This window comes from Rufibacter sediminis (assembly GCF_014269285.1).
Taxonomy (GTDB): domain Bacteria; phylum Bacteroidota; class Bacteroidia; order Cytophagales; family Hymenobacteraceae; genus Nibribacter; species Nibribacter sediminis.
This window is the reverse complement of the sequence record NZ_JACOAF010000041.1, coordinates 145970-168341: the sequence shown is the minus strand read 5'-3', so window position 1 is coordinate 168341 and position 22372 is coordinate 145970. Positions and strand designations below refer to the sequence as shown.

Below are 22372 nucleotides of genomic sequence, written 5' to 3'. Positions count from 1 at the left end.
TTAATTGACAAGCATGATTAGTAAGGCGCTAGTGACCGATGCGGCCATCATAGAAGGGATTCTGCAGGACGACGATGCGGCACTGAGTAGGTTATACAAACTCCACTTTCCCATGGTCTTGTTCTTTGTCCAGAGCAACAACGGGACGGACGATGACGCCAAGGATATTTTCCAGGAAGCGGTGATCGTCTTCTACGAGAAGATCAAGGCCGGCCAGCTGGAGCTGAACTGCCAGATCAAAACCTACCTGTACTCCATCTGCCGTCGGCTTTGGCTGAAGAGGCTGTCCAGAAGCAGCCGGTTCAGCCATGGCATGATCGAGGACACCGAGTCTGAGCTGGCTCCCCAGGCAGACGGCGACGCCGAACAGGCCGAGCAGAACGAACTCAAGTTTGAAGCCATGGGCAATGCCCTGGCCCAACTGGGCGAACCCTGCAAAACCCTGCTGGAGGATTTCTACCTCAGAAGCATGGGCATGCCCGAGATCACCGAGAAGTTTGGCTACACCAACGTAGACTCGGCCAAGAACCAGAAGTACAAGTGCCTGATGCGCCTCAAGAAGCTTTTCTTCTTAGACTACCAGGTTCCTTCCTGAGCAAAGGAAACGTATAAAACAGACATCCGACACCGGATGCATCCTATATATGAGTGAGAGGGAATTACTTGAATTATTAGAACGCTTCCACCAGCACCAGGTGACGTCTGCTGAGCGCCGCGCGCTGCAGGAACGCATGGCCGCTGACCCGGTCTTCGCCCAGCGTGTGCGGGAGACGGAGCTGTTCACCGGCGCCTTGCAGAACCACGGGCGCCAGCAAACGCTGCGCGACCGCCTGAACCGGCACCATCAGGCCTGGCAGGAAGAAAACCAGAAAGCCACTCCGGCCACTGTTCCGGTGCTGCGCAAACGCACGCCCATGCAGATCTTTATGCGCCGCTACGCCGCCACCATGGGCGTGGCCGCCACCGTGGCCATTGTCACGGTATTCAGCAGCTTGCTGGGCATGGAGATGTGGCGCTCGGCCACCAAGCAGCAAACAGCCCGTTACGTAGAGCTGCGCCGCGAGGTGGATGACCTGAAACGGAAACAGGACGCCCTGCTCAACACCAACCCCGTGGCTCCTAAAACCTCTGCCTTGAATCCCGGCCAATTCTCGGGCACCGGTTTTGTGCTTACCTCAGACGGGTATTTCGTGACCAGTTACCACGTGATTGAGGGCGCTGATTCGCTCATGATCGAGAACAAGAAAGGCACCCGGTACAAGGTAGAGGAAATCTATTCAGACCAGGTGCGTGACCTGGCCCTGTTACGGGTAACCGATACTGCGTTCACCGGCTTCGGGAAACTGCCTTACTCCTTTAAACAGAAAGAAAGTGAACTGGGCGAGCGCGTTTTCACCCTGGGTTATCCCAGAGAGGACGTAGTTTTCGGGGAGGGAACGTTAAGCTCCCGGTCCGGGGTTTACGGAGATACCGCCTCTTACCAGATCTCCATCCCGCTGAACCCCGGGAACAGCGGCGGGCCGTTGCTGGATGACCGCGGGAACATGATTGGCGTGATCAGCGGCAAAATGCTGGGAGTTGACGGAGCCGCCTTCGCGGTGAAATCAGCGTACCTGTTAACCCTGCTGGACCAATTACCGGAGCACCGCCTGCCCAAGCCCATTGCCTTGCCTAAAGTAAATAACCTGGCCGGAAATCCGCGTCCGCAGCAGCTGAAAAAACTGCAGGATTTCGTTTACATGGTAAAGGTCTATAACTAAGCAATTACCTCTTTATTTAGCGGCTTATTTTGTAAAAATGACCTAAAAACGCCAGTGCTCTGCACTGGCGTTTTTGCTTTTTGTGCTGGGGCCAGATGTAACTTATACGTATTGTTTGCGTTAAGCATAATCTAATTGCCAGTTGCCAGTTTCGCGACTGGCCTAGTAATTACCACTATGTTACATCTACTAAATATTAAACAACGAACTATGGAAAATCGCACTGGTAACACCCATACTTCCGGCAGCATGATGACGGGTATGTTCAGAGACCGAGACAGCGCAGAGCGCGCCTATAATTCATTACATAGCCGCGGCTACAGCAAAGACGATATCAACGTGATCATGAGCGATGACGCCCGCAAGCGCCATTTCTCTGACAGCGATAACAACGACACAGAACTGGGTAGCAAAGCTCTGGAAGGTGCCGGAGCCGGTTCTGCCATTGGTGGTACATTAGGTGCTATTGTAGGAGCCATTGCCGCTATCGGTACTTCTATCGCGCTGCCAGGACTTGGATTGGTAATTGCAGGTCCGTTGGCAGCTGGTCTGGCGGGAGCCGGAGCCGGTGGTCTGACTGGTGGTTTACTGGGTGCACTGGTAGGTTCAGGTATTCCTGAAGACCGGGCCAAAGTATATGAGTCTGGCATCAAAGAAGGCAACATTGTGATGGGCGTAACTCCTCGTTCACACGAAGACGCCGAATATTTTGAGCAAGAGTGGCGCACCAACCGTGGTGAGCACATCTACCGTTAATCGGGAGAAATAATCCTATAAAAATGCCCCGGCTCTTTTCTGAGTCGGGGCATTTTTTGTTGCAAATATTTCCAGCAAGCAAGCTTAATTATTGTTACTATTTTGAGGCTTATTTCTTGAAAAAGGCCCTAAAACAAGGCAAGCATTAAACATGAATTAGAAGCTTTATTTACTTATTTCAATTCTAGCCGCACAGGCAGCGTCATGCGCACGGGCACCGCTCTTCCGTTCTGGTTCCCGGGTTGCCAGCGGGACAGCTTTTTCATCACCCTGATCACTTCCTCCTCGGTTCCGTAACCCAATCCTTTCAACACCTGAATGTCGGTGACATCGCCGGTGGCGGCTACCACAAAGCTCACCACCACGGTTCCTTCAATGCCACTGGCCTGGGCCGCCCTGGGGTACCGAAGGTTCTTGCCCACAAACTCCATCAGTTTAGCCAGTCCGCCCTCAAACTGGGGCATGTGCTCCACACTCAGGAAATAGCCCGCCGCTGGTGTCGCTGCTGGGTCAGTGCCGGTGCCGGTGCCCGCACCAGGTCCGTTGCCAGGTTCCGGGTTGTTCAGGTTTCCGTCTCCGGGTCCCTCTGAGGTCACATAGCCTGAGTTGGCCGTTTTGAGTTGTTCTTGCGTGGGCACCTCTTCGGTGACTTGTTTGGTTTCCTCCACTACTTTAGGGGCTACGTACTTCACGGTGGGTCCGGTGGCTTTGGCCGCCGCGGGATCAACCGCTTTTATTTCTTTTATCTCCTCCAGTTGGGGAATGACCACATCCACCCATTCCCCATTGTCTTTAGGTTTAACAACAGGGACGTCAATCTTTCTGAGAAACTTATTGGCGAGCGTGGGCAAGGAGAACCCGATTAAGAATAAGGCAATGGCGTAAAGTGCGGCCTGGCTGATGTGCCGGTGGTACAGCCTGCGCAGCACATAGGCACCATAGGCTTTGTTACGGCCTTCAAAAATCATGTCATCCAGGGTGGCGGCGTAAGCGGGATTCGTTTCCATGAGGTTGTTAGTTAAGGTGGAAGTTTAGGTGTCATTTCCCTCATGATGCAATTCCCGCCTAGATTCCATATCGGGCTTCTTTCTAAATAATATATAGGAAACCGGCTATTTTCTTCGCATTTGATTTTCAGGGAGAAACAAATCCGGCGGGCGGATTGTTAAAAAAAAGAAGACCAAAAAGAACAACTACTGCTACGTTCTGCTTACTTGCGATGCATTCGTAAATAATCTTATTACGGGCACACCTTTCTGACGCTTGCCTACGTTTAACGTAACAGTACTGCATCGTCAAAAACAGGCACTACTTTTGTATATACACTAACAGACATTTCTTAGAGAATCCTATATGTTTTCACTTAAAAACAAGCTGGTTGCGTACGGCACGGCCGCCTCAGTGGTGTTTGGCATTGCCTCCTACAGGCTGCTGGAGACAGATGGCACCGCGCGCGATCAGAAAAATGAAGTACTCACCAAAGTACTCATGCAGGGGCTGAGCTCGGCCCACTATAAGCCAGAGCGTTTAGATGATGAATTTTCAAAAAAGGCCTTTAATCTCTACTTAGAGCGCTTAGACTATAATAAAAAATTCTTGTTGCAGTCAGACGTAGACCAATTGGCTACCTACCAGACCCAACTGGACGATGAGTTCAAGAACGGTTCCTTTAAGTTCTTTGACCTTTCCATGACCCTTTTCCAGAAAAGGCTGAAAGAGGCTGAAAGCTATTACAAGGAGATTCTGGACAAGCCGTTTGAGTTTGAGAGAGAGGAAACCATTGAGGTGAAACCAGAGAAGCTGAAGTTTGCCACCTCGCCGGCCGCCTTGAAAGAAGAATGGCGCAAATACCTCAAGTACCAGGCCCTCATCAGGGTAGCCGACGCCCTGGACAGCCAGCAGAAAGCAGATTCCGCCGGTTCTAAAGAAGCCAAGAAGAGCATGCCTGAGATTGAGGCCGATGCCCGTAAAAAGCTGCGCGAGAACTATGACGATCTGTTCAAACGCATGGTGCAGCTGGAGAACGAAGACTACCGTTCTTCCTACCTGAACTCCTTCGCCAACATCTACGATCCGCATACCGAGTATTATGCCCCTAAAGAGAAAGAGGACTTTGACTTTGAGTTCTCCGGACGTTTAGAAGGGATTGGCGCCACCTTAACCGAAAAAGACGGCAACATCAAGGTATCTGACATCACTCCCGGTAGCCCCTCCTACTTACAGGGCGAGCTGAAACCGGGCGATGCCATCCTAAAAGTGGCCCAGGGAAATCAGGAACCAGTAGATGTGCAAGGCATGCGCCTGGACAAAGCCGTTTCCATGATCAGAGGGAAAAAAGGCACCGAGGTTCGGCTACACGTGAAAAAGGTAGATGGCACCATGAAAGTGATCTCCATCATTAGAGACGTGGTGGTGCGCGAAGAAGGCTACGCCAAATCGTTGATGATAAAAGGAGCGAAACCCATCGGGTACATTCACCTGCCCGCTTTCTATGCCGATTTCAAAAACGCCGGTGGCCGTAACAGCGGCAAAGACGTGGCGGCGGAAATTCAGAAACTGAAGCAGGAAAACGCCCAGGGCATCATTCTGGACTTGAGAAACAACGGTGGTGGTTCTTTGCAGGACGTGGTAGACATGGTGGGTCTTTTCATCAAGTCTGGCCCCGTGGTGCAGGTGAAATCAGCCAATGGCCCAGCCGCCGTGCTGGAAGACCGTGATCCGCAGGTTCAGTTTGGTGGTCCGTTGGTGGTATTGGTGAATGAGAACAGCGCCTCAGCGTCTGAGATCATGGCCGCCGCCATTCAGGATTACAAACGCGGGGTGATTGTGGGAAGCTCCACCTACGGGAAAGGTACCGTGCAGCAGTTCTTCGACCTTGACCAGGTATTACCCGCTTCTTTTGACGCGGTGAAACCACTGGGCCACTTGAAACTGACAACGCAGAAGTACTACCGCATCAGCGGAAAGACGGTACAGCTGCGGGGCGTTACCCCAGACATCGTGCTGCCAGACACCTACACGTACCTGAAGTACGGCGAGAAAGAGCAGGAATACGCGCTTCCGTTTGACGAGATTCAGTCTGCCAAGTTTAACACCTGGAACAGCCCTAATTTCTCTATCGAGAAGTTGAAAGCCTCTTCCAAATCCAGAGTAGCGGCCAGCCCAACCTTCTCTTTGATCAACCAAAGCGCCATGCGCCTGAAAGACAGAACCGAGACGTCTACCCGCTCCCTGAAGTTAAGCACGTACTTAGCCGAAGAGCGTCGGGCACAGGAAGAGTCTAAGAAACTGGAGAACCTGCGCAAGAACATCCCGCAACTGGATGTGGCCGGACTGAAGCCAGACGTGACCAAGTTAGTTGGTGACACAGCCGCTTCGGCCCGCTTCCAGGCTTTCACCCGCAACGCGAAGAAAGACCTGTACATCCAGGAAGCCGTTTCAGTATTGAAAGACGCTTTATAATCTTTGCCACTCCAAACAAAAACGCCGCTACCAAAAGTAGCGGCGTTTTTTATGCCTTTTCCTGAAAACTGCCCTAAACGACTTAGCCTTTCATCTTCAGAAATGCCTGCTCCAAATCCTTGATCAGATACTCCGGGTCTTCCAACCCGATGTAGAACCGGATGAGCGTGAACGGCAACGACGATCTATAGTTTCCTTCTTTGTAAGACGCCGCCGCCGGATAAATTAACGACTCGTGCCCACCCCAGGAAGCGGCCATGAGAAAGTGCTGCAGGCTGTCACAGAACCTGTCCACCTCCTTGATGGTATCGGTGTTCAGCCGGATGGTGAACTGCCCGGTATTGTTCCGCATCTGTTTCCTGGCCAGATAGTACTGCGGATGCTCGGGCAGGAACGGCCAGAGGATCTCCGCTACTTGTTCCTTTTGCTGCAGATAGGCGACCACCTGCCGCGTGGTTTTCGCGATGCGGTCCATCCGGAGGGGCAAGGTCCGCAGCCCCCGCAGCAGAAGCCAGGCATCATGCGGCGACAGCACGGCACCCAGCGTCATAAACTCCGCGCTGAAGATCCGGTTGATGCGCTCCCGCGATCCGCAGATGATGCCGCCCATGACATCACTGTGGCCCCCGATGTACTTGGTAGCCGAATGCACCACCAGATCCACGCCCATGGCCGCCGGATTCTGGTACAAGGGAGATGCAAAGCTGTTGTCAATGATGGTGCAGATATTTCGCTCCCGCGCGATGGCGGTCACCTGGGCTATATCTTGTAATTCAAACGTGAAGGAATTGGGGCTCTCCAGGTAATACAGGACGGTATTTTCCTTGCTGGCCTGGGCGAAGTTTTGGGCATCAGAGCCGTCTACCATGGTGACTTCTACGCCGTAGCGCGGCAGAAAATACCGCATCAGTTTATTTGTCCAGGTGTAGGGCTTCTTTATGCAGACCACGTGATCGCCCGCTTTGACCTGAGACAGCACCGCTGCTGACACCGCCGCAATGCCGCTCCCAAACGCGATGGCGTGCTCGGTTCCTTCCAGGGCGGCCAGCTTCTTCTCCAGCATGTCAACCGTAGGGTTGTTGCCCCGGGTGTAGAAATCCACTTCCGCCTCATGCTGGAGCATGTACCGCATCTCGTCAATGGTTCGGCACGCAAAGTTGCTGGTCTGGATGATGGGCGGGGCAACGGCATTGAAATAAGTGGCCCGGTTTTCGCCCAGCTCGTTCAGGATATAGGAGAGGTCCATACAAGAAAAAATGGTTTTCTCCTTCTACTCCCGCCCCTGCAAAAGAGTTGTTGCGGGCAAAAGGGCTCCCAACTGGAAGCCCATAAAAAAAGGGCCTGCCCATTGGCAAGCCCTTTTCTTTGGTGTTACCACCGGTCTTAGAACCGAACCCTCAGGTTTGCTTCTACCTGTGGATCTGGTTTGGCAACGCCGTTCGCTTCTTTGGTGATGTCAAACGTAGTCATGAGTTGCACGTTGTCTTTGATGTTGACCCCGGCACTTACGTTCCAGGGGGCTGTTTTGTCAAACTGGCCCCGGTAGTTTACTCCGGCGGTCAGGAATTTGATGTTTGCCATGGTCCCGAACTGATATTCCTGCTTTCCGTCTTTCAGGGGCTGACTCATCAGAAACGAAGGCGTGAGGCTAAACTCAGGCGCGAAGGCAACTTTGTACCCGGCGGTCACCAGCAATTCTCTGATGCCTTCGTGTTCAGCGTCTTCTACCAGGTTAAAGGTTGGCTCCAGTAAGCTGGCAAAGGTGGCACCGGCGTAGAAGTTACGCACGTTTAACCACACCCCTGCGTCTACATCAGGACGTAAGTCATTGTCGTGGCCTACCATTTTCCGTTCTTCGGTGCGAGTCATCTCGGCTAAGTCCACGTTCAGGTACTCGGCGGCCAGCTGCGCCCCGAAGGCGAGGCTACTCTGTTCGCCCAACCGGAAACGCTTGGTGTAAGAAAACCCGAGTTTGCCTAACCAGTAGGGTCCAAATTGATCATACACGGCCACCATGCCTATTCCGTTCGGGTTTTCATTGCTCACATATCCCTGGTAGTGCGCAATCACGGATAAAGGAGCGGAAGAACCTCTTCCGTTGAGGGAATTGAGGTGACCGTTCACGCCCAGCTCTTTTCTTCTCTCTGCCCCCGCAAAAGCCGGGTTAAGGTAAAAATAGTTTTGTTGGTAAAGGCGCGGGATCACCATGCGTTGCGGAGTAACCTGGGCCTTGGAAACGCTAGCAGCCAGCAAAAGCAAGCTAAAAGCAAGGAGTTGCTTCAGATTCATTGATGAAGGGTAATTAAGAAACTTGGTTTAATTGTATTAAAAGTAGCGGTTGAGTATCAGATATGAAATAAGTGACTTTGCTGCTGATGCTGAGACAACTTCACCCTTCAAAATAAAGTTCATAGAATTGTAACCTTCTATATTTGTTTTCACAAATGTAAAACCAAAAAGTGCACAAACAGAGCCATTTACCCGATTTAATTCAATTTTATTTTTGTGATTTTTTTTCAACGCTCACTACCTCGCAAAAATACAGGTCTTTCTAAGCAGACACATACTGAAGCGTTCTTCGCTGGAAGAAATTAAACGAATAGGATTTTTCTAAAATGAAGAGGCCCAATCCGGCAACCTCCTCTTCTATCCTGTAGAAGGGAAAGTTGCCGTTTTGGGCCTCCTTTGTCAAAAACAAGCGATAAACACCGCAGTACGCTTCCGAAACTTAATACAAATCTCTTCCAAATGGCTTTCCTACCAACATGAATGGAACTTAGTAACCAAGAGCCGTATCATCTCCCCGGGGGTCCGCCCCTCCTTCCCAACGACCATCTTTCCGCTTCAGGATTCCGTCTACGGCTCCGTATCGGCCTCTTTCCTGCAGCGTATGGCCTCTTTTCTGCAATACTTCCCTGACTTCAGGGGAAAGGGCAGCCGCTTCCGGCTCAATTCTGTCGGGGAGCCATTGGTGGTGAAAACGCGGGGCGGCAACGGCTTGCTGCATGCCCATGCCATGGTCCACCACATTCAGAATTGCCTGGAAAACGGAGGTGATGATGGTGGAGCCGCCGGGCGTACCTACCACCATGAACAGCTTTCCGTCTTTCTCCAGGATGGTAGGCGTCATGGAACTCAACATGCGTTTGCCCGGCGCGATGGCGTTGGCCTCTCCCCCGATTAATCCAAACATGTTGGGAACGCCGGGCTTGGCGCTAAAATCATCCATCTCGTTGTTCAGGATAAATCCGGCCCCTTCCACGACTACTTTAGAGCCGTATCCACCGTTGAGGGTGGTGGTGATGGAGGCGGCGTTCCCCCACTGGTCTACGATGGAGTAATGGGTAGTCTGGTCGCTTTCCCGGGCCAGTAACTGACCAGCCTGTACCTGGCTGGAGGGAGTGGCCCGTTCCATATCCAGGGTGGCCATTCGGTTTTTCAGGTAAGCCGGGCTCAATAAGGAGGAAACCGGCACTTTCACGAAATCAGGGTCTCCCAGGTAGGTGGCCCTGTCGGCGTAGACGCGGCGCTGGGCTTCGGTCATGACATGTACGGTGTTGGGTTGTTGCCAGCCCCATTTGGACAGATCATACGGCTCCACCATCTGCAGCAACTGCAGCAGGGCAATGCCGCCGCTAGACGGGGGCGGCATGGAAATCACCTTATAGCCTCGGTACGTACCAGTAATGGGCGTGCGCCACACAGAGTGGTACTCTTTCAGATCCTGGTGGGAAATGATTCCGCCGCCGCGTTGCATTTCCTTTACCAATAGATCTGCGGTCTGGCCTTCGTAAAACCCGGCGCGTCCTTTGTCCCGGATGCGCTCCAGCGAAGAAGCCAGCTCGGGCAGGGCCAACACGTCGCCTTTCCACCAGGGAGTGTCTCTGACCACGGAGGGAATAAACTTGTTGGCTTTGATAAAGTTTTCTCTGTCCTCGTTCAGCATTCTGGCTTCCCGCTCGGTGAGCACCACGCCTTTGCGGGCCAGGTCAATGGCGGGCTGCACCACTGTTGCCCAGGGCAAACTGCCCAGTTTCTGGTGCATGGCTGCCAAGCCGTCAACGGCGCCAGGCACGCCCACGGCCAGGTGCCCTAAGGTGCTGGCATCAGCGATTACATTTTTCTGGGCATCCAGGTACATGTCACGCGATGCGGCTTTAGGCGCTTTCTCGCGGTAATCCAGGGCCCCTATCTCGCCGTCTTGTTTGCGGTAGACCAGGAAGCCGCCGCCACCAATGTTTCCGGCCACGGGATAGGCCACCGCCAGGGCGAAACCAGTCGCCACGGCGGCATCATAGGCATTGCCGCCCTGTTGCAGAATCGCCAACCCTATGCGGGAAGCCTCGGGGTGGGCACTTACCACCATGCCTTTCTCGCCTGTCACCCCCTGGGTCTGGGCAGTTGAACCGTGTTGATCTGTGGGTTTGCAACCGGTGAACTGCCAAAGCAACAGCAGTAGCAGCAAGGAGGAAGGGCAACGCTTTTTCATGGGTTTTGGGAGGGATTTGGCTAAAACGGCCAATAAACGGATTTCTACAAGGCAGTAAGTAAAGAAATATATCGGCATAAAAAAAGCCCGCCAGATTTCTCTGGCAGGCTTTCAAGGAAGGATGAAGGCTTATTTTTTGATTAATCTGGCTTGGTACACCCGGTCCCCAGCCTGTATTTTCACCAGGTACATGCCTGGGTTTGCCGCAGACATTTTCGCAGAAAGCTGCTGGTTCATGGTTTGCTCATTACCCGAGGTCTGCAGGACTATCTCTCCGCGCAAACTGTAAACCGTTAACTGCAAGACGCCTTTGGGAGCTAACACCGGCAATTGCAACACCACGTTTCCGGTTGTGGTGGGGTTAGGATAGATTCTGAACTTGTCTTTTTCATCTTCTTTTGTCCCGACAGGGTCTGTTGAAGTGAAAGCGAAACGGGAGAAAACCGGCAAGTGGTCTGAGGTGGTGTTGGAATAGTTGGCCACATACCCTCTTGGATCTTCAATGGTGGTGGAAGGCTCCAGGTACTCATCCATTAACTCATTGGAAATGATGAGATGGTCCAGAAAGCTGCCGGAACTCGGGAACGAGAAGCCTCCGGCCTGGGCCAACGGATAAGTCAGGGCTTGGTAATCTGCTACGTCTGTTACAAAAGAGTTGTAGCTTGAAACGCCCCCAGCGTTAATGGAACCCACCACATTGTCATTGAAGTCACCCAGCAAGATGACATTCTGATTGGCGTAGTAAGTATCCAACGTGTCTTTCAACACCTGAATGTCTGCTACCCGCCGGTTGAAGTCTGAGGTGGCTGACCCTGATTTGGCGTGGATGGTGATCACGTGGATGCGCTTGGTGATCCCCCCTGCCCGCACATCAAAGATACCCATGTACGGCAACCTGCCCGAGGACCAGAAATCATCATTGATGAGGGTGGTGGTACCTGCCACCGCTTGTCTGTACAGATCTTCAAACATCACTCTAAAGCCCACCGGGGTTACATGGGCGGTGTTGTAGAGGAAGCCTATCTTCTGGGCCGGGAACGGCTCAGTAGACGAGTTGGGCTTGATGGAATACGAATACACCGGAGAGATGCGCTTGGCATACCCCGCCGGCAGGTTGGCAATCACCTGGTCAAGGGCCGTTTCATCACTGATTTCCTCCACCCCAATGATGTCCATGTTCATACGGTTCAATACAGTGGTGGCGTTGGCGATTTGCAGGAGAGCATTGGCCGGGCCAAAGCCAGTGCCAATCTGGTTTCCGTTTCCGAAGAACTCCATGTTGTAGGTGGCGATGTCAAAGGTCTCTGCCTTCAGGTAAGAAGAACCTAGCAGTTGGATAGTGCTCACATTTAACCCAGCGCTGGTGAAAGTTACCGCTCCCTCTACCTTCAATTGTCTGGAAACAGGCGCAAAACGCACCTGAATAGCTTTGCCAGCGGCGGCCGCGGTCTCCGTTTCCGGAAGAGTCACGGAGGAAGCAAACGTGCCTCCGTTATCAGCCGAGAGCTCAAAACCGGCGGAGGCGGTAAGGGTCACGCTGCCGTACCCAACGGCTCTGAAGGTGAAGGTCTGCGCAGCAGATGTAGTGCCACTCGCCGCTTCGCCGAAAGAAAGGGTGGCGGCGGGAATGGTATGGAAGCTACTCAGGTCCTGGATTCTGACATCATCCACGGTCCAGCGGGAGGCACCCGAGGCGGTGGTGTACACGAAGGCAACGTATTTGGCAGTTTTAGGCAACTCTATTCCCTGAGACAAGGTCCAAAGGTTACTGTTAGCTGCCGGGAAAACGCCAGGAATCTCCAGCCAGTTTGCGGCATTGGGGTTCCCGGTTCCGGTGAAGTCCGTTGAATACATCAACTTCAGTTGGTCACCCGCAAAAGCAGAGATGGTCCAGAAGTCTAAAACAGCCATGTTGGTGAAAGAAGTCAGATCCAGCTCCGGAGAGATCAACCAGTCTTCGTTTGGAACACTCACTCCTCCGGCAAATCCATTGATCTGAACGGCTTTGTTGGGGGTAGCGGCATTGCATCCGGTTAGGCAATCGCGCCCGAAATTGGTGCTGGCCCACACCTGCGCCCCAGTTACACTAAATCTGGTCCAACCGCTGTTGGTCAGGAAGGCCGGGTCATTGAAGTTCTGGTTGTACGGGTCTGCACTCACCCCGCTCAGGGGGATTGCTAGGGACTGAGCACCGGCCGTGGTGTTGGTGATAGAACCAGTAACACTGCCGGCTTGGGTGGGTGAAAAGCGCACGTACACTTTTTGGGCAGTGGCCAGTTCAGCAGAAGTAAAGGTCAGAGAAGCCGAACTGAAGTTTGCATTGGTTTTGGAAATCTGGAAAGGCCCGGTAACCGTTACCGTGGTGCTTTCCGCCAGATTTGACCCGGAAAGCTCATACGACAAGATGCTGCTCTTGCCCAAAGCCGTAAACGGAAACGCAATTGCTTCTGTAGAAGAAGTAAGCACCGGCGTGGCCACCGCGGCAGTGGAAAAAGACACTCCGTTTCCGGTTAAACCGGCATAGGAATTACCGGCAGCATCTTTAAAAGCCGCATTGTCAATGCGAAGGGCATAGGTTGTACCTGGTAGCAGCTCCACATTTTTGAAAGTCACCGTGGCACCTTCTAGCTGGGCATCAGAGGCACTTAATGTTTTTGACATGGTTCCTTCATTCCATGTAAGGACCACGTTACCGGTTCCGGCTACTACGGCTTCATTGAAATTCAGCGTGAGGTCAGTGATGGTTTCTACGTTGGCAGCTCCGTTTGCAGGGGTGGTGGAAACTAAGGTGGGTGGGGTGATGTCTGCCTGGGCGGCGGCGGTAACATCGGCCCAGGCATCGCTTACCCTGATACCGTCTACGGTTACACTTGCCCCAGAAGTGGCTCCACCCTGACGCAAAGCCACTGACCCAATGGTGGTGGCTTCACCGGCACTGGTAATCTCGGCTTTCGCCAGCGGGACGGAAGGTTCTGCTCCGCCTAACACCGGGTTGACAAAAATCTCGGCTACATCATTTCCTGTTCCTTCCACTATGGAGTACTTCAACACCACCAGGTACGTGGTGTTCAGGTCGAACACCGGTTCACCATAGGTGGCGGCGGGCAAGGGACTGGCGTTGGTCGCTTTACTCACCCCTAACTGAAAACCAGCTCCGGCACTTTTCACATATACCCGACCGAAAAAGCCGGAACCGATGGGATTGGCTCCTAAATGCAGAAAGTAATCTCCCGAACGGGCAATGGCCACATTCAACAGAAAGGAAGCATAGACGGTTTTTCCGCTTCCGTAGGTCACGGGCAAGGCCTTGTTCACATCATCGCCGTTGGCATTCAGCAGCGCTCCATTTCCTACGCCGGAAGCCGGGGAACCGGGATAACTTAAGCCCGTTGGGGAAACTAGAATGGTGGGCGAAGCGGCGGTACCCGTTTGCCGCCATCCGTTTGCGCCCTTCAACTCTGAACCGGCCGAATAATCGAAATCCTCGGAGAATATCTGCCCTAGCGCTTTCCCGCTACTTCCTAACCAAAGAACAGCAACGAAAAGGATACTTAGCTTTTGTAGAGGTTTAAACATACAACTGAAAGAGATTAGATTGCTTATACAAATAGGATTCCAACGATATACTAACAACTGATTGTAGCATAAAAGAACCTTGTCGCAAAAGTAGCCAATCAACCCGGCTGGCATGTTACCAGTACATTAACTTTCGGCTAAGCCAGCCCAGCTATGGGGCTGTAGAACAAGGTTTTACTTTGGGTAACTTCTCTTCAAAACGGCCCAAAAACAGCTTCAAAACTCCATGCGTCAAGCCGAGCAGAAACTTTGCTAATGTTTTTGAATTTGTTTTATAAACAACTGACTATCAACCGCATCGACAACTAAAATAATTAGCATAAATGCAACTCTTGCCTTTGGAAAGGTGTTTAAACTATATGAAGAAGGTACTAGATGAAAATGTGATTCCGCTCTTTCAGGAAGAGCAAAAACCACAGGATTCTGCCTGGCGGAAATCTATTCCGGCGCAGGTATTCCTAAACTACTTTTTTGCGATCAACTATCATATCAACCACAGCGCAGAAGAAGCCGGCCTGCGGAATAATGCCTTTTTCAGACAGCATTCCGCCGATCTCTCCGAGCAGGACCTGCAGGCCATTGCCAGAACGTTGCACAATAGTTGGAGCACTGAGTATGCTTTGCGCGCCACCGCTGAGTTAGGGGATGAAACGTATTTGCGCAACGCCCTGCACTGGACGTTTCCGCAAGCGTATTATTCCATCTTCGCGGGATTGCAGGCTTTTCTGTACACGCTGGGCACCAAGACCAACAACGAGGCGGCCATCAGAAGAGAGTCGGGGCGGTTGGTGGTGAAGAATGCGTACCCCAGAGCCATCGGGTTCTATGCGGCCGGGGCGTACAATGATTTCAGCATCCACCGCTTGCCGCTGGCGGGCTACAAACCCGGTTTGCAGATTGCGGGCAAGGAGATTGAGGCGCAGGCGCAGATTGGGCAGTTTTTGCGGACCACGCGCAAACTGACGGCCAACGCCATCCGGCAGCAGGTGCAGAAGAATCCGGCCACAGCCATCAGAAGCAGCAAGACGGGGAAAATCCTGGACAAGTGGGCCGCGCAGCACTGGCAGCAGATTACCTGGCGCATGGGGTACACCACGTTGTTTGACCTGTTAAGCCGGTTGCGCATCTCCTCCACCCAGAAAGAGATTGACCGGTTTGTGGAGGCCGAGATTGACTTCAAGCTCTTCCATGAGTGCCTGCTGGCTATTGTCAGCTACATGAACGGCCTGCACGAGAGTTATGTGGCCCAGGCGATGGGGCTGGCGAAATACCGCAAGGTGGTGGCCGAGTTGCCTGATCACCTGCGCAGCGGCTTCGTGACTGACCGGTTGCACCAGCAGGTGGAGCCCCTGTTCACCGATGGCGCTACCCACCAAATGGCGGCCGCGGCGTAATCTTTGGCGTAAATGCGAGAGGGACTGAATGATTGAAGAACGTATACGAACGTTTTCGGCCTGTTTTCACAAAAACAGGCCGAAAACATTTTAAGGCAGATCTATGCATTCGCTACAAATTTCCACATCCCTGCATTTTCAAATCCTCACATCTTCACATCTCCCAATCTTACTCGTGGCTGAACTTCTCAATCTGTACCCCTTTGGCCCCGGCCTGTTTCAGGGCTTCAATGGCGCAGTGGTTGATTTGCTTCAGTTTCAGTTCGTGGCCCTCAAACAAGGCCAGCACCTCGGGGTCAACCGATTCCGGATCGGCGGAGGCCTGCATGTGGCCCGCCTGTTCAATGGTGAAGCAGATGGATTTGATCTTCTCCCCTTTCACCCGCACCTGCGAGGCGTTGAACTTGATCAGGTTCTGCTTGAGGTAATCACGCACGAAATCGCCCTCGTCAATATCGGTCTCGGCTAGCCGGATTACTTCCTGGTAACTGCGTTTGTGCAGAAACTCTTTTAGAGTAGGTTGCAGCAGCTTGCGCACCTGCGGCTCACTAATCTGGTGGGCGTAAATCAGGATGTTGAAAATCCAGCGGAGGGTTCCATCGTTTTCCTCGAAGACGAGGCTTAGTTCACATTTCATAGTTTGTGTGGGGGAAGTGTTTGTGTCTTTAACGGCGAAAGCGCCCGAAGGATTATCTTTTCCAGCCATCGGTTTTCAGTCCGCGCTTCCGTTTCGGGGCCAAAAACGAAAAAAGCGCCTTAAAACGGAATGTTACCTCAGCCTCGCTCCTCTTCTGCTGAAGTAGAACAGCACCGAGGCAATTCCCGCCACCAGCAAGGCTGCGGCGGTACCTTTGCTTTTCCCGGAGGAAGGCTCCCGCCAGCCACCCGAGACGTCTGTTCCCACCCTAGACGGCTGAAACAGACTTCCGTCCGTGAGGGGCACCGAGTCGGCCTGTTCAAAGTACTGCTCCATCATGCGCGCCGCGAATTTCCGAGTGGAGCCGGGGAAGAGCGCATTGGAAAACCGCGCCAGGTACCCGAAGCTGCCTACCATTACGCCGGGTTTGGGTTTCCGGACCAAAGACACCATCGCCTCGGCCACCAGTTGCGGCTCATACACCGGCGGCGCGGGCTTTATCTTTTTCCCGATGTAATTTCCGGCGTGCTGAAAACCCGGGGTGTCAATAAACGCCGGGAACACGTCGCTGATCTGGATGCCGGGAAACTGGGTCAGCTCGGCGCGAAGCGCTTCTGAAAAGCCCCTCAACCCGTATTTACTCGCCGAATAGGCTACGGCGTACGGCATGGGCGCGAAGGCCCCCAACGAGATGGTATTGATCAGGTGTCCGTAGCCTTGCAGCTTGAAGATGGGCAACACCGCGTACGACCCGCGCATGTGGCCCAACAGGTTAATCTGGATGACCTGCTCGTGCGCCGCCATGGGTGTCTCGTCGTAAGCACCCAGAGCTCCGGCACCGGCATTGTTGATCCAGACATCAATTTTTCTCCCGAAAGCCAGCGCTGCTTCCGCCAAAGCAAGCAGACTGTGTTCCTGAGTGACATCAGTGGTCACGGCCACGGCCTGGCCGCCTAATTGGATGCAGTCGGTGGCTACCTGCTCCAGGATCTCGGCTCTGCGGGCGGCCAGCACCAGCGAGGCTCCTTGTTTGGCCAAGGCCATTGCCGTGGCTTTGCCTATGCCGCTGGAGGCCCCCGTAATCACCACCACCTTTCCGGCGAATGGTTTTATCTGTTCTTTCTCCATGTAAGTAACTTTCAAGAATACGTTTCGCCCTACTACCCACCTCGCTTTTGTTCTACGGATGTCCTTTGGGTAAGATGACGATTCTACATGCTCCCGTCGTAAATTCCCCTACTTCAGCTTGGTATCCTCAACACTACCACCGCCATCTTCTTCCAACTGAACTCAATCCTTTTCTTTGGGTTTCGTACATACAGGAGGTTCGTTTCTCGCCAGAGAAGCTTACCCTCTGACTTTATCTTTAACGACAAGAAAAATGGAATACAGAAAAATAGGAACCTCAGACCTGGAAGTATCGGTGTTGACGTTTGGCGCCTGGGCAGCCGGCGGCTGGATGTGGGGCGGAACCGAGCGTCAGGAAGCCGTAGACGCCATCAAGGCGGCCTATGACCACGGCATGACCTCCATTGACACCGCGCCCATCTACGGGCAAGGTTTGAGCGAAGAGATTGTGGGCGAGGCCATCAAAGGCATTCCGCGCGACAAAGTGCAGATTCTCACCAAATACGGCATGCGCTGGGACCTGGCCAAAGGCGATTTCGCCATGCACAGCCAGGACAACCAAGGCAAGGACATCGATGTCTACAAATACGCGGGTCGCGAGAGCATCATCAAAGAATGCGAAGACAGCCTCCGCCGCCTGGGCACCGATTACATTGACCTTTACCAAATCCACTGGCCAGACACCACCACGCCCATTCAGGAGACGATGGAAACCGTTGCAGAATTAATAAAACAAGGCAAAATCCGGCAGGCCGGGGTCAGCAACTACAACGTGGCCCAGATGCAGGAAGCCGAAAAGTACCTTACGCTGGCTTCCAACCAGGTGCCCTACAGCATGGTGCACCGCGACATTGAAGCTGATGTGGTACCGCACAGCTTGGAGCAGAACATCTCCATCTTGGCCTACAGCCCGCTGGAACGCGGCTTACTCACCGGCAAAATTAAACCCGGCCACCACTTCAACGAAGGAGATCACCGCGCCAGCCTACCCGTTTACCAACCCGAGAACCTGGTGAAAGTAAACGCCTTCCTGGACAAGATCAAGCCGCTGGCCGATGACAAGAACGCCACCCTCGGCCAATTGGTGCTCCGTTGGACCATCGCGCAGCCCGGCATCACCATCGCGCTGGTGGGAGCCCGCAACGCCGAGCAAACCATCCAGAACGCCAAAGCCATGGACGTGCAACTCAGCCAAGACGAACTCTCTTTCATCACCGATGAGCTGAACAAACTGCAACTGCCCGGCTAATTGATGGCTGATTGTTGATTGTTCTTTGTTGATTGCTGATGGTTAGTTGTTGATGGTTAGGTGGCGTTAAGTAGTGTTCATGACTGATTACAGGTTACTGATTCTTAATTCCACATGCCCGCGTTTTCGGTCTGTTTTCTAAAAAAAACACCAAAAAAAACGCTGGCGCGAGTCTCCAGACTCGTGCCGTGGGATGAAGCGAGTCTCCAGACTCGCCGGGAACCACGATCCTCTATGGCGCGGAAGTTTCTTCCGTGACTTATCGAATCAGCAGGTCATGGAAGTTACTTCCGCGCCATAGGTGCAGCTAACTTTCCCCAATCTAACCTGTACCATCACCCGAAGCGTTTAGGGGCTACTTCTCTAAAAGTGGCCCCTAAACGCTTTTTTTCGGCTTTAATGCGCCTTTTCCTCCAAATAACCGCAACTCTCCGCCCGTATCCTCCGGCAAAGCCTTCTATTTCAAGCGGCAACTTCTCTATGTATGGGAATAATTTCCGAAATTCGCGGTTTGATATAAAGTAATTACTGAAAGACCGTTTCCATGCATTTAAGCGAACAGGAACTACGCCGGCGCCATGAGCGCGAAGAGCTCCAGAAGATGGGCATCAACCCCTACCCTTCCGAACTTTTTGACGTGACCGCCACGGCCAAGGATATAAAGGACAACTACGATCCGGAGCAGAACAATTACCAGGAAGTAAGCCTGGCTGGTCGCTTGATGAGCCGCCGCGTGATGGGCAAGGCCTCGTTTGCCGAACTCATGGACAGCAGTGGCCGCATCCAGATCTACGTGTCGCGGGACGACATCGCCCCGGGCGAAAACAAGGATCTTTACAACACCGTGTTCAAGAAAATGCTGGACATCGGGGACTTCATAGGCGTGAAAGGCTACGTGTTCAAAACCCAGGTGGGCGAAACCTCGGTGCACGTCACGGAGCTGACTTTGCTGGCCAAGTCCCTGAAGCCGCTTCCTATTGTAAAGCGTGAGGTAGACGAGAACGGCGTAGAGCACGTCTATGATGCTTTCACTGATCCGGAACTGCGCTACCGTCAGCGGTACGTGGACATGGTGGTGAACCCAGACGTGCGCGACACCTTCATCAAGCGTACTAAGCTGGTGAACACCATGCGCGAGTACCTGAACGAGCGCGGCTATCTGGAGGTGGAAACGCCTATCCTGCAGCCTTTGTACGGCGGCGCGGCCGCCCGTCCGTTCAAGACGCACCACAACACCCTGGACATGACCTTGTACCTGCGCATCGCCAATGAGCTGTACCTGAAGCGTCTGATCGTGGGCGGGTTTGATGGCGTTTACGAATTTTCCAAAGACTTCCGGAACGAAGGTATGAGCCGTTTCCACAACCCGGAGTTTACCCAGGTGGAGCTGTACGTGGCCTACAAAGATTACTACTGGATGATGGACCTGGTGGAAGAGATGGTGGAGAAAGTGGCCCTGGCGCTGCACGGCACCACCCAGGTGCAGGTGGGCGAGAACGTGATCAACTTCGCGCGTCCCTGGAAGCGTTTCACCATGTTTGAAGCCATCCAGCACTTCACCGGCATTGACATCTCCGAGATGGACGAGCCACAACTGCGCGAAACGGCCACTGGCCTGGGCATCAAACTGGACCCAACCATCGGGAAAGGAAAGATTATTGACGAGATCTTCGGGGAGAAATGCGAAGGCCAATTGATCCAGCCCACCTTCATCACCGATTATCCGGTGGAGATGAGCCCGCTGGCCAAAAAGCACCGCAGCAAAGAAGGCCTGGTAGAGCGTTTCGAGGCGATCTGCAACGGAAAAGAGATCTGTAACTCCTTCTCTGAGCTGAACGACCCGATTGACCAGCGTGCTCGTTTTGAGGAGCAACTGGAACTGGGCAAACGCGGTGACACCGAAGCCATGGTACTGGACGAGGATTTCCTGCGTGCCCTGGAGTACGGCATGCCGCCAACCGCCGGTCTGGGCATTGGCATTGACCGTCTGAGCATGATCATGACCAACTCCCAATCCATCCAGGACGTGCTGTTCTTCCCGCAAATGAAGCCGGAGAATAATTAATTAATGTGCTAATTTTTTTAATGTGCTGATGTGCTAATGGTAATCAGCATTCATAAACAGAAAGGCCGCTCCCAATAGAGCGGCCTTTCTGTTTATGGGCTTTTTTCAGGAAAACGAACCATGAACCCCTGAGCAAGAAGTCTTTGTTTTGAAGCACATCAAACTTGAATTGTGTACGCTGACATAAGCTTGCACCTCGTATCCACAAGAATCTTGTTTCCTTGGTTTACTAAGGCCTCTATGGCGCGGAAGTTACTTCCGTGACTCGCGACCATAAGTCACGGAAGTAACTTCCGCGCCATAGGGCGAACTCCTTCCCCTCCTGTCATCTTGGAAAGATCTTGGGCGCGAACTAGCAAGGCTTCAGGGTAACGCGACTAGGGATTGACCTATGATCCATTCAGGAGGGCAGATGGGAGAAGACCTCCTTTCAGAATACAGAATAATGGAAGCGAACCAAGCATTGCCCGTCATGCTTGCGAGATCTGGAATGCGACCTGAAGAGCGGGGTGCGCGTGCCAAGACGCAAGTTTGTAGCCTTTGAGCAAGCCATTTTATGCCAATTCTATTTTATGCCTCTTTTCGGGGAAATGGCCCTGAAACGGAAACGCCGTAAATGCAGAAAGCCTTCCCCGTCTGGGAAGGCTTTCTTATATTGGTTAAATAACTTCTACTCGCTACTTGTGATGTGACTTTCGTCTGTGTTGCTAAGCTATTCTCGTATCACTCAAAAAACTAAATCTAAATCGATCTTTCTCATCAAGTTTCAACGTCAATAATCTGCTTCGCGTTACTTCATCTGGTTCGCAATTTATTATTTAACCAATCATACTTTTTCTCTTTAACGGCTCTGCCACCCGAAGGTTACAGATGCTGTCAAAAAAGTTTGAAAATTTAAACGGAAGCGTCTGCTCCGGCCCCGCCGCCCTTGGCAGTGCCTTTGGCGCGGCTGGCTCTTTTAGGTTTGTTCGTGGCCGAGGCGACTGAACCGGCATCTGCCCCAGAGGCATTCGCGTCGGTATCAGAACCCAGGGTTCCGGCATCGGCCCCGTAGGCACCGCCGCCAATGCCCGCTCCCATGTCTGAAGGAGCAGTACCGGTGGCCGTATCACGCGGATCGTTGCCGGTCATCGTTTCTACGTTTCCGCCGGTGGGGTTATTGTCCAGGTGAGAGGTAGCCGTGGTGTTGGAACCTAAGTTCACCACCTCCGGATCTTCGCTGCCCGAAGATTTACGTCCGAGCAACGCGCCTGCGCTGGAACCTAAGTCAGACAGTTTAGAGCCTAACCCAGACCCCAGTTTAGAGGCCGATTTCTTCAAACTATCGCGGGTGGCTTCTCCGGCCTCGGGAGCCATCAAGATACCAGCCACAAGACCAGCGCTGGCCCCGGCAAGCATGGCCAGAATCACTTTTCCATTATCGTCTTTCATGAGCTTTATTATTAAGGGGAACTTTCGTCCCGTTTACAAAACGTCCGTTCCTTCTTAACGATAGTCAAACCATTTGGTTATCCTGCTGCCTTTCCCGGCGCCGGAAGATCCGAAGGCAGCTTATGACTGAGCGCCAGTGTTGTTGGCACCAGCGGCATCACCGGCACCGGCGTTTTTAGAAGCTTCAGAACCGCCCAATAGGCTGGTTAAGCCGCTCAGTTTCTCCAGGTAAGGAGCAATCTGTCCATTCACGCTTTCGGCCAGTTGACCAGCGGCTTTCAGGATATCTTTACGAGAATCTTTTCCGTTGCTTGGAGCCATCAAGATACCTGCAACTACTCCAGCGGCGGCACCAGCGGCGGCGGCGATCAAAATTTTTGAATTGTCGTTTTTCATAGTGGTAAAAAATAAGGGTTGATATTTGG

At 52.9% G+C, this 22372-nt stretch carries 16 protein-coding genes; 7 read left to right on the top strand and 9 right to left on the bottom strand.

Translation table 11 applies throughout. From position 1 onward, the window contains the following. Positions 1–13: 13 nt before the first annotated feature. From H7U12_RS16855 to H7U12_RS16845, 3 genes are all read left to right on the top strand, one after another. On the top strand, positions 14–595 hold the full coding sequence (locus H7U12_RS16855; protein WP_186640174.1) for an RNA polymerase sigma factor: 582 nt from the start codon (positions 14–16) through the stop codon (positions 593–595). Between the two features lie 49 nt (positions 596–644). Next, on the top strand, positions 645–1760 hold the full coding sequence (locus H7U12_RS16850) for a S1 family peptidase (RefSeq protein WP_186640172.1): 1116 nt from the start codon (positions 645–647) through the stop codon (positions 1758–1760). A 210-nt stretch (positions 1761–1970) separates the two neighbouring features. Beyond that, positions 1971–2516 (top strand): hypothetical protein, encoded by a 546-nt coding sequence (locus H7U12_RS16845; protein WP_186640170.1) that lies wholly within the window; start codon positions 1971–1973, stop codon positions 2514–2516. A 173-nt stretch (positions 2517–2689) separates the two neighbouring features. Here the strand turns inward: H7U12_RS16845 and H7U12_RS16840 are convergent, their stop codons facing one another. Next, positions 2690–3523, bottom strand: coding sequence for an energy transducer TonB (locus H7U12_RS16840; protein ID WP_186640168.1), 834 nt, complete (start codon positions 3521–3523; stop codon positions 2690–2692). A gap of 346 nt (positions 3524–3869) precedes the next feature. Between H7U12_RS16840 and H7U12_RS16835 the strand changes: the two genes are divergently transcribed. After that, entirely contained in the window at positions 3870–5978 is a 2109-nt protein-coding gene (locus H7U12_RS16835; RefSeq protein ID WP_186640166.1) for a carboxy terminal-processing peptidase, read from the top strand. 82 nt (positions 5979–6060) lie between these two features. Here the strand turns inward: H7U12_RS16835 and H7U12_RS16830 are convergent, their stop codons facing one another. The 4 genes from H7U12_RS16830 to H7U12_RS16815 form a co-directional block, all read right to left on the bottom strand. Beyond that, positions 6061–7224, bottom strand: a complete 1164-nt coding sequence (locus H7U12_RS16830) for a trans-sulfuration enzyme family protein (protein ID WP_186640164.1) — start codon at positions 7222–7224, stop codon at positions 6061–6063. 137 nt (positions 7225–7361) lie between these two features. Then, complete coding sequence (locus tag H7U12_RS16825) at positions 7362–8267, bottom strand: PorP/SprF family type IX secretion system membrane protein (RefSeq protein WP_186640161.1); 906 nt, start codon at positions 8265–8267, stop codon at positions 7362–7364. Between the two features lie 487 nt (positions 8268–8754). Further along, on the bottom strand, positions 8755–10467 hold the full coding sequence (ggt, locus tag H7U12_RS16820) for a gamma-glutamyltransferase (RefSeq protein WP_186640159.1): 1713 nt from the start codon (positions 10465–10467) through the stop codon (positions 8755–8757). 129 nt (positions 10468–10596) lie between these two features. Beyond that, positions 10597–14043 (bottom strand): Ig-like domain-containing protein, encoded by a 3447-nt coding sequence (locus tag H7U12_RS16815; protein ID WP_186640157.1) that lies wholly within the window; start codon positions 14041–14043, stop codon positions 10597–10599. Between the two features lie 359 nt (positions 14044–14402). Between H7U12_RS16815 and H7U12_RS16810 the strand changes: the two genes are divergently transcribed. Then, complete coding sequence (locus H7U12_RS16810) at positions 14403–15437, top strand: hypothetical protein (RefSeq protein ID WP_186640155.1); 1035 nt, start codon at positions 14403–14405, stop codon at positions 15435–15437. Positions 15438–15606: 169 nt separating this feature from the next. Here the strand turns inward: H7U12_RS16810 and H7U12_RS16805 are convergent, their stop codons facing one another. Together H7U12_RS16805 and H7U12_RS16800 are read right to left on the bottom strand one after the other, a co-directional pair. Then, complete coding sequence (locus H7U12_RS16805; protein WP_186640153.1) at positions 15607–16074, bottom strand: hypothetical protein; 468 nt, start codon at positions 16072–16074, stop codon at positions 15607–15609. Between the two features lie 132 nt (positions 16075–16206). After that, positions 16207–17202 (bottom strand): SDR family oxidoreductase, encoded by a 996-nt coding sequence (locus H7U12_RS16800; RefSeq protein WP_186640151.1) that lies wholly within the window; start codon positions 17200–17202, stop codon positions 16207–16209. 253 nt (positions 17203–17455) lie between these two features. Between H7U12_RS16800 and H7U12_RS16795 the strand changes: the two genes are divergently transcribed. Continuing rightward, a complete protein-coding gene (locus H7U12_RS16795; protein ID WP_186640149.1) occupies positions 17456–18451 on the top strand; it encodes an aldo/keto reductase in 996 nt (331 codons plus the stop codon). A 544-nt stretch (positions 18452–18995) separates the two neighbouring features. Beyond that, positions 18996–20516, top strand: a complete 1521-nt coding sequence (gene lysS, locus H7U12_RS16790; RefSeq protein ID WP_186640146.1) for a lysine--tRNA ligase — start codon at positions 18996–18998, stop codon at positions 20514–20516. An 894-nt stretch (positions 20517–21410) separates the two neighbouring features. On the opposite strand, the gene H7U12_RS16785 is transcribed toward lysS, so the two are convergent. Next, positions 21411–21947: a YtxH domain-containing protein gene (locus H7U12_RS16785; RefSeq protein WP_186640143.1), complete on the bottom strand. Its 537-nt coding sequence runs from the start codon at positions 21945–21947 to the stop codon at positions 21411–21413. A 120-nt stretch (positions 21948–22067) separates the two neighbouring features. Next, entirely contained in the window at positions 22068–22343 is a 276-nt protein-coding gene (locus H7U12_RS16780; RefSeq protein WP_186640139.1) for a YtxH domain-containing protein, read from the bottom strand. Positions 22344–22372: the final 29 nt, after the last annotated feature.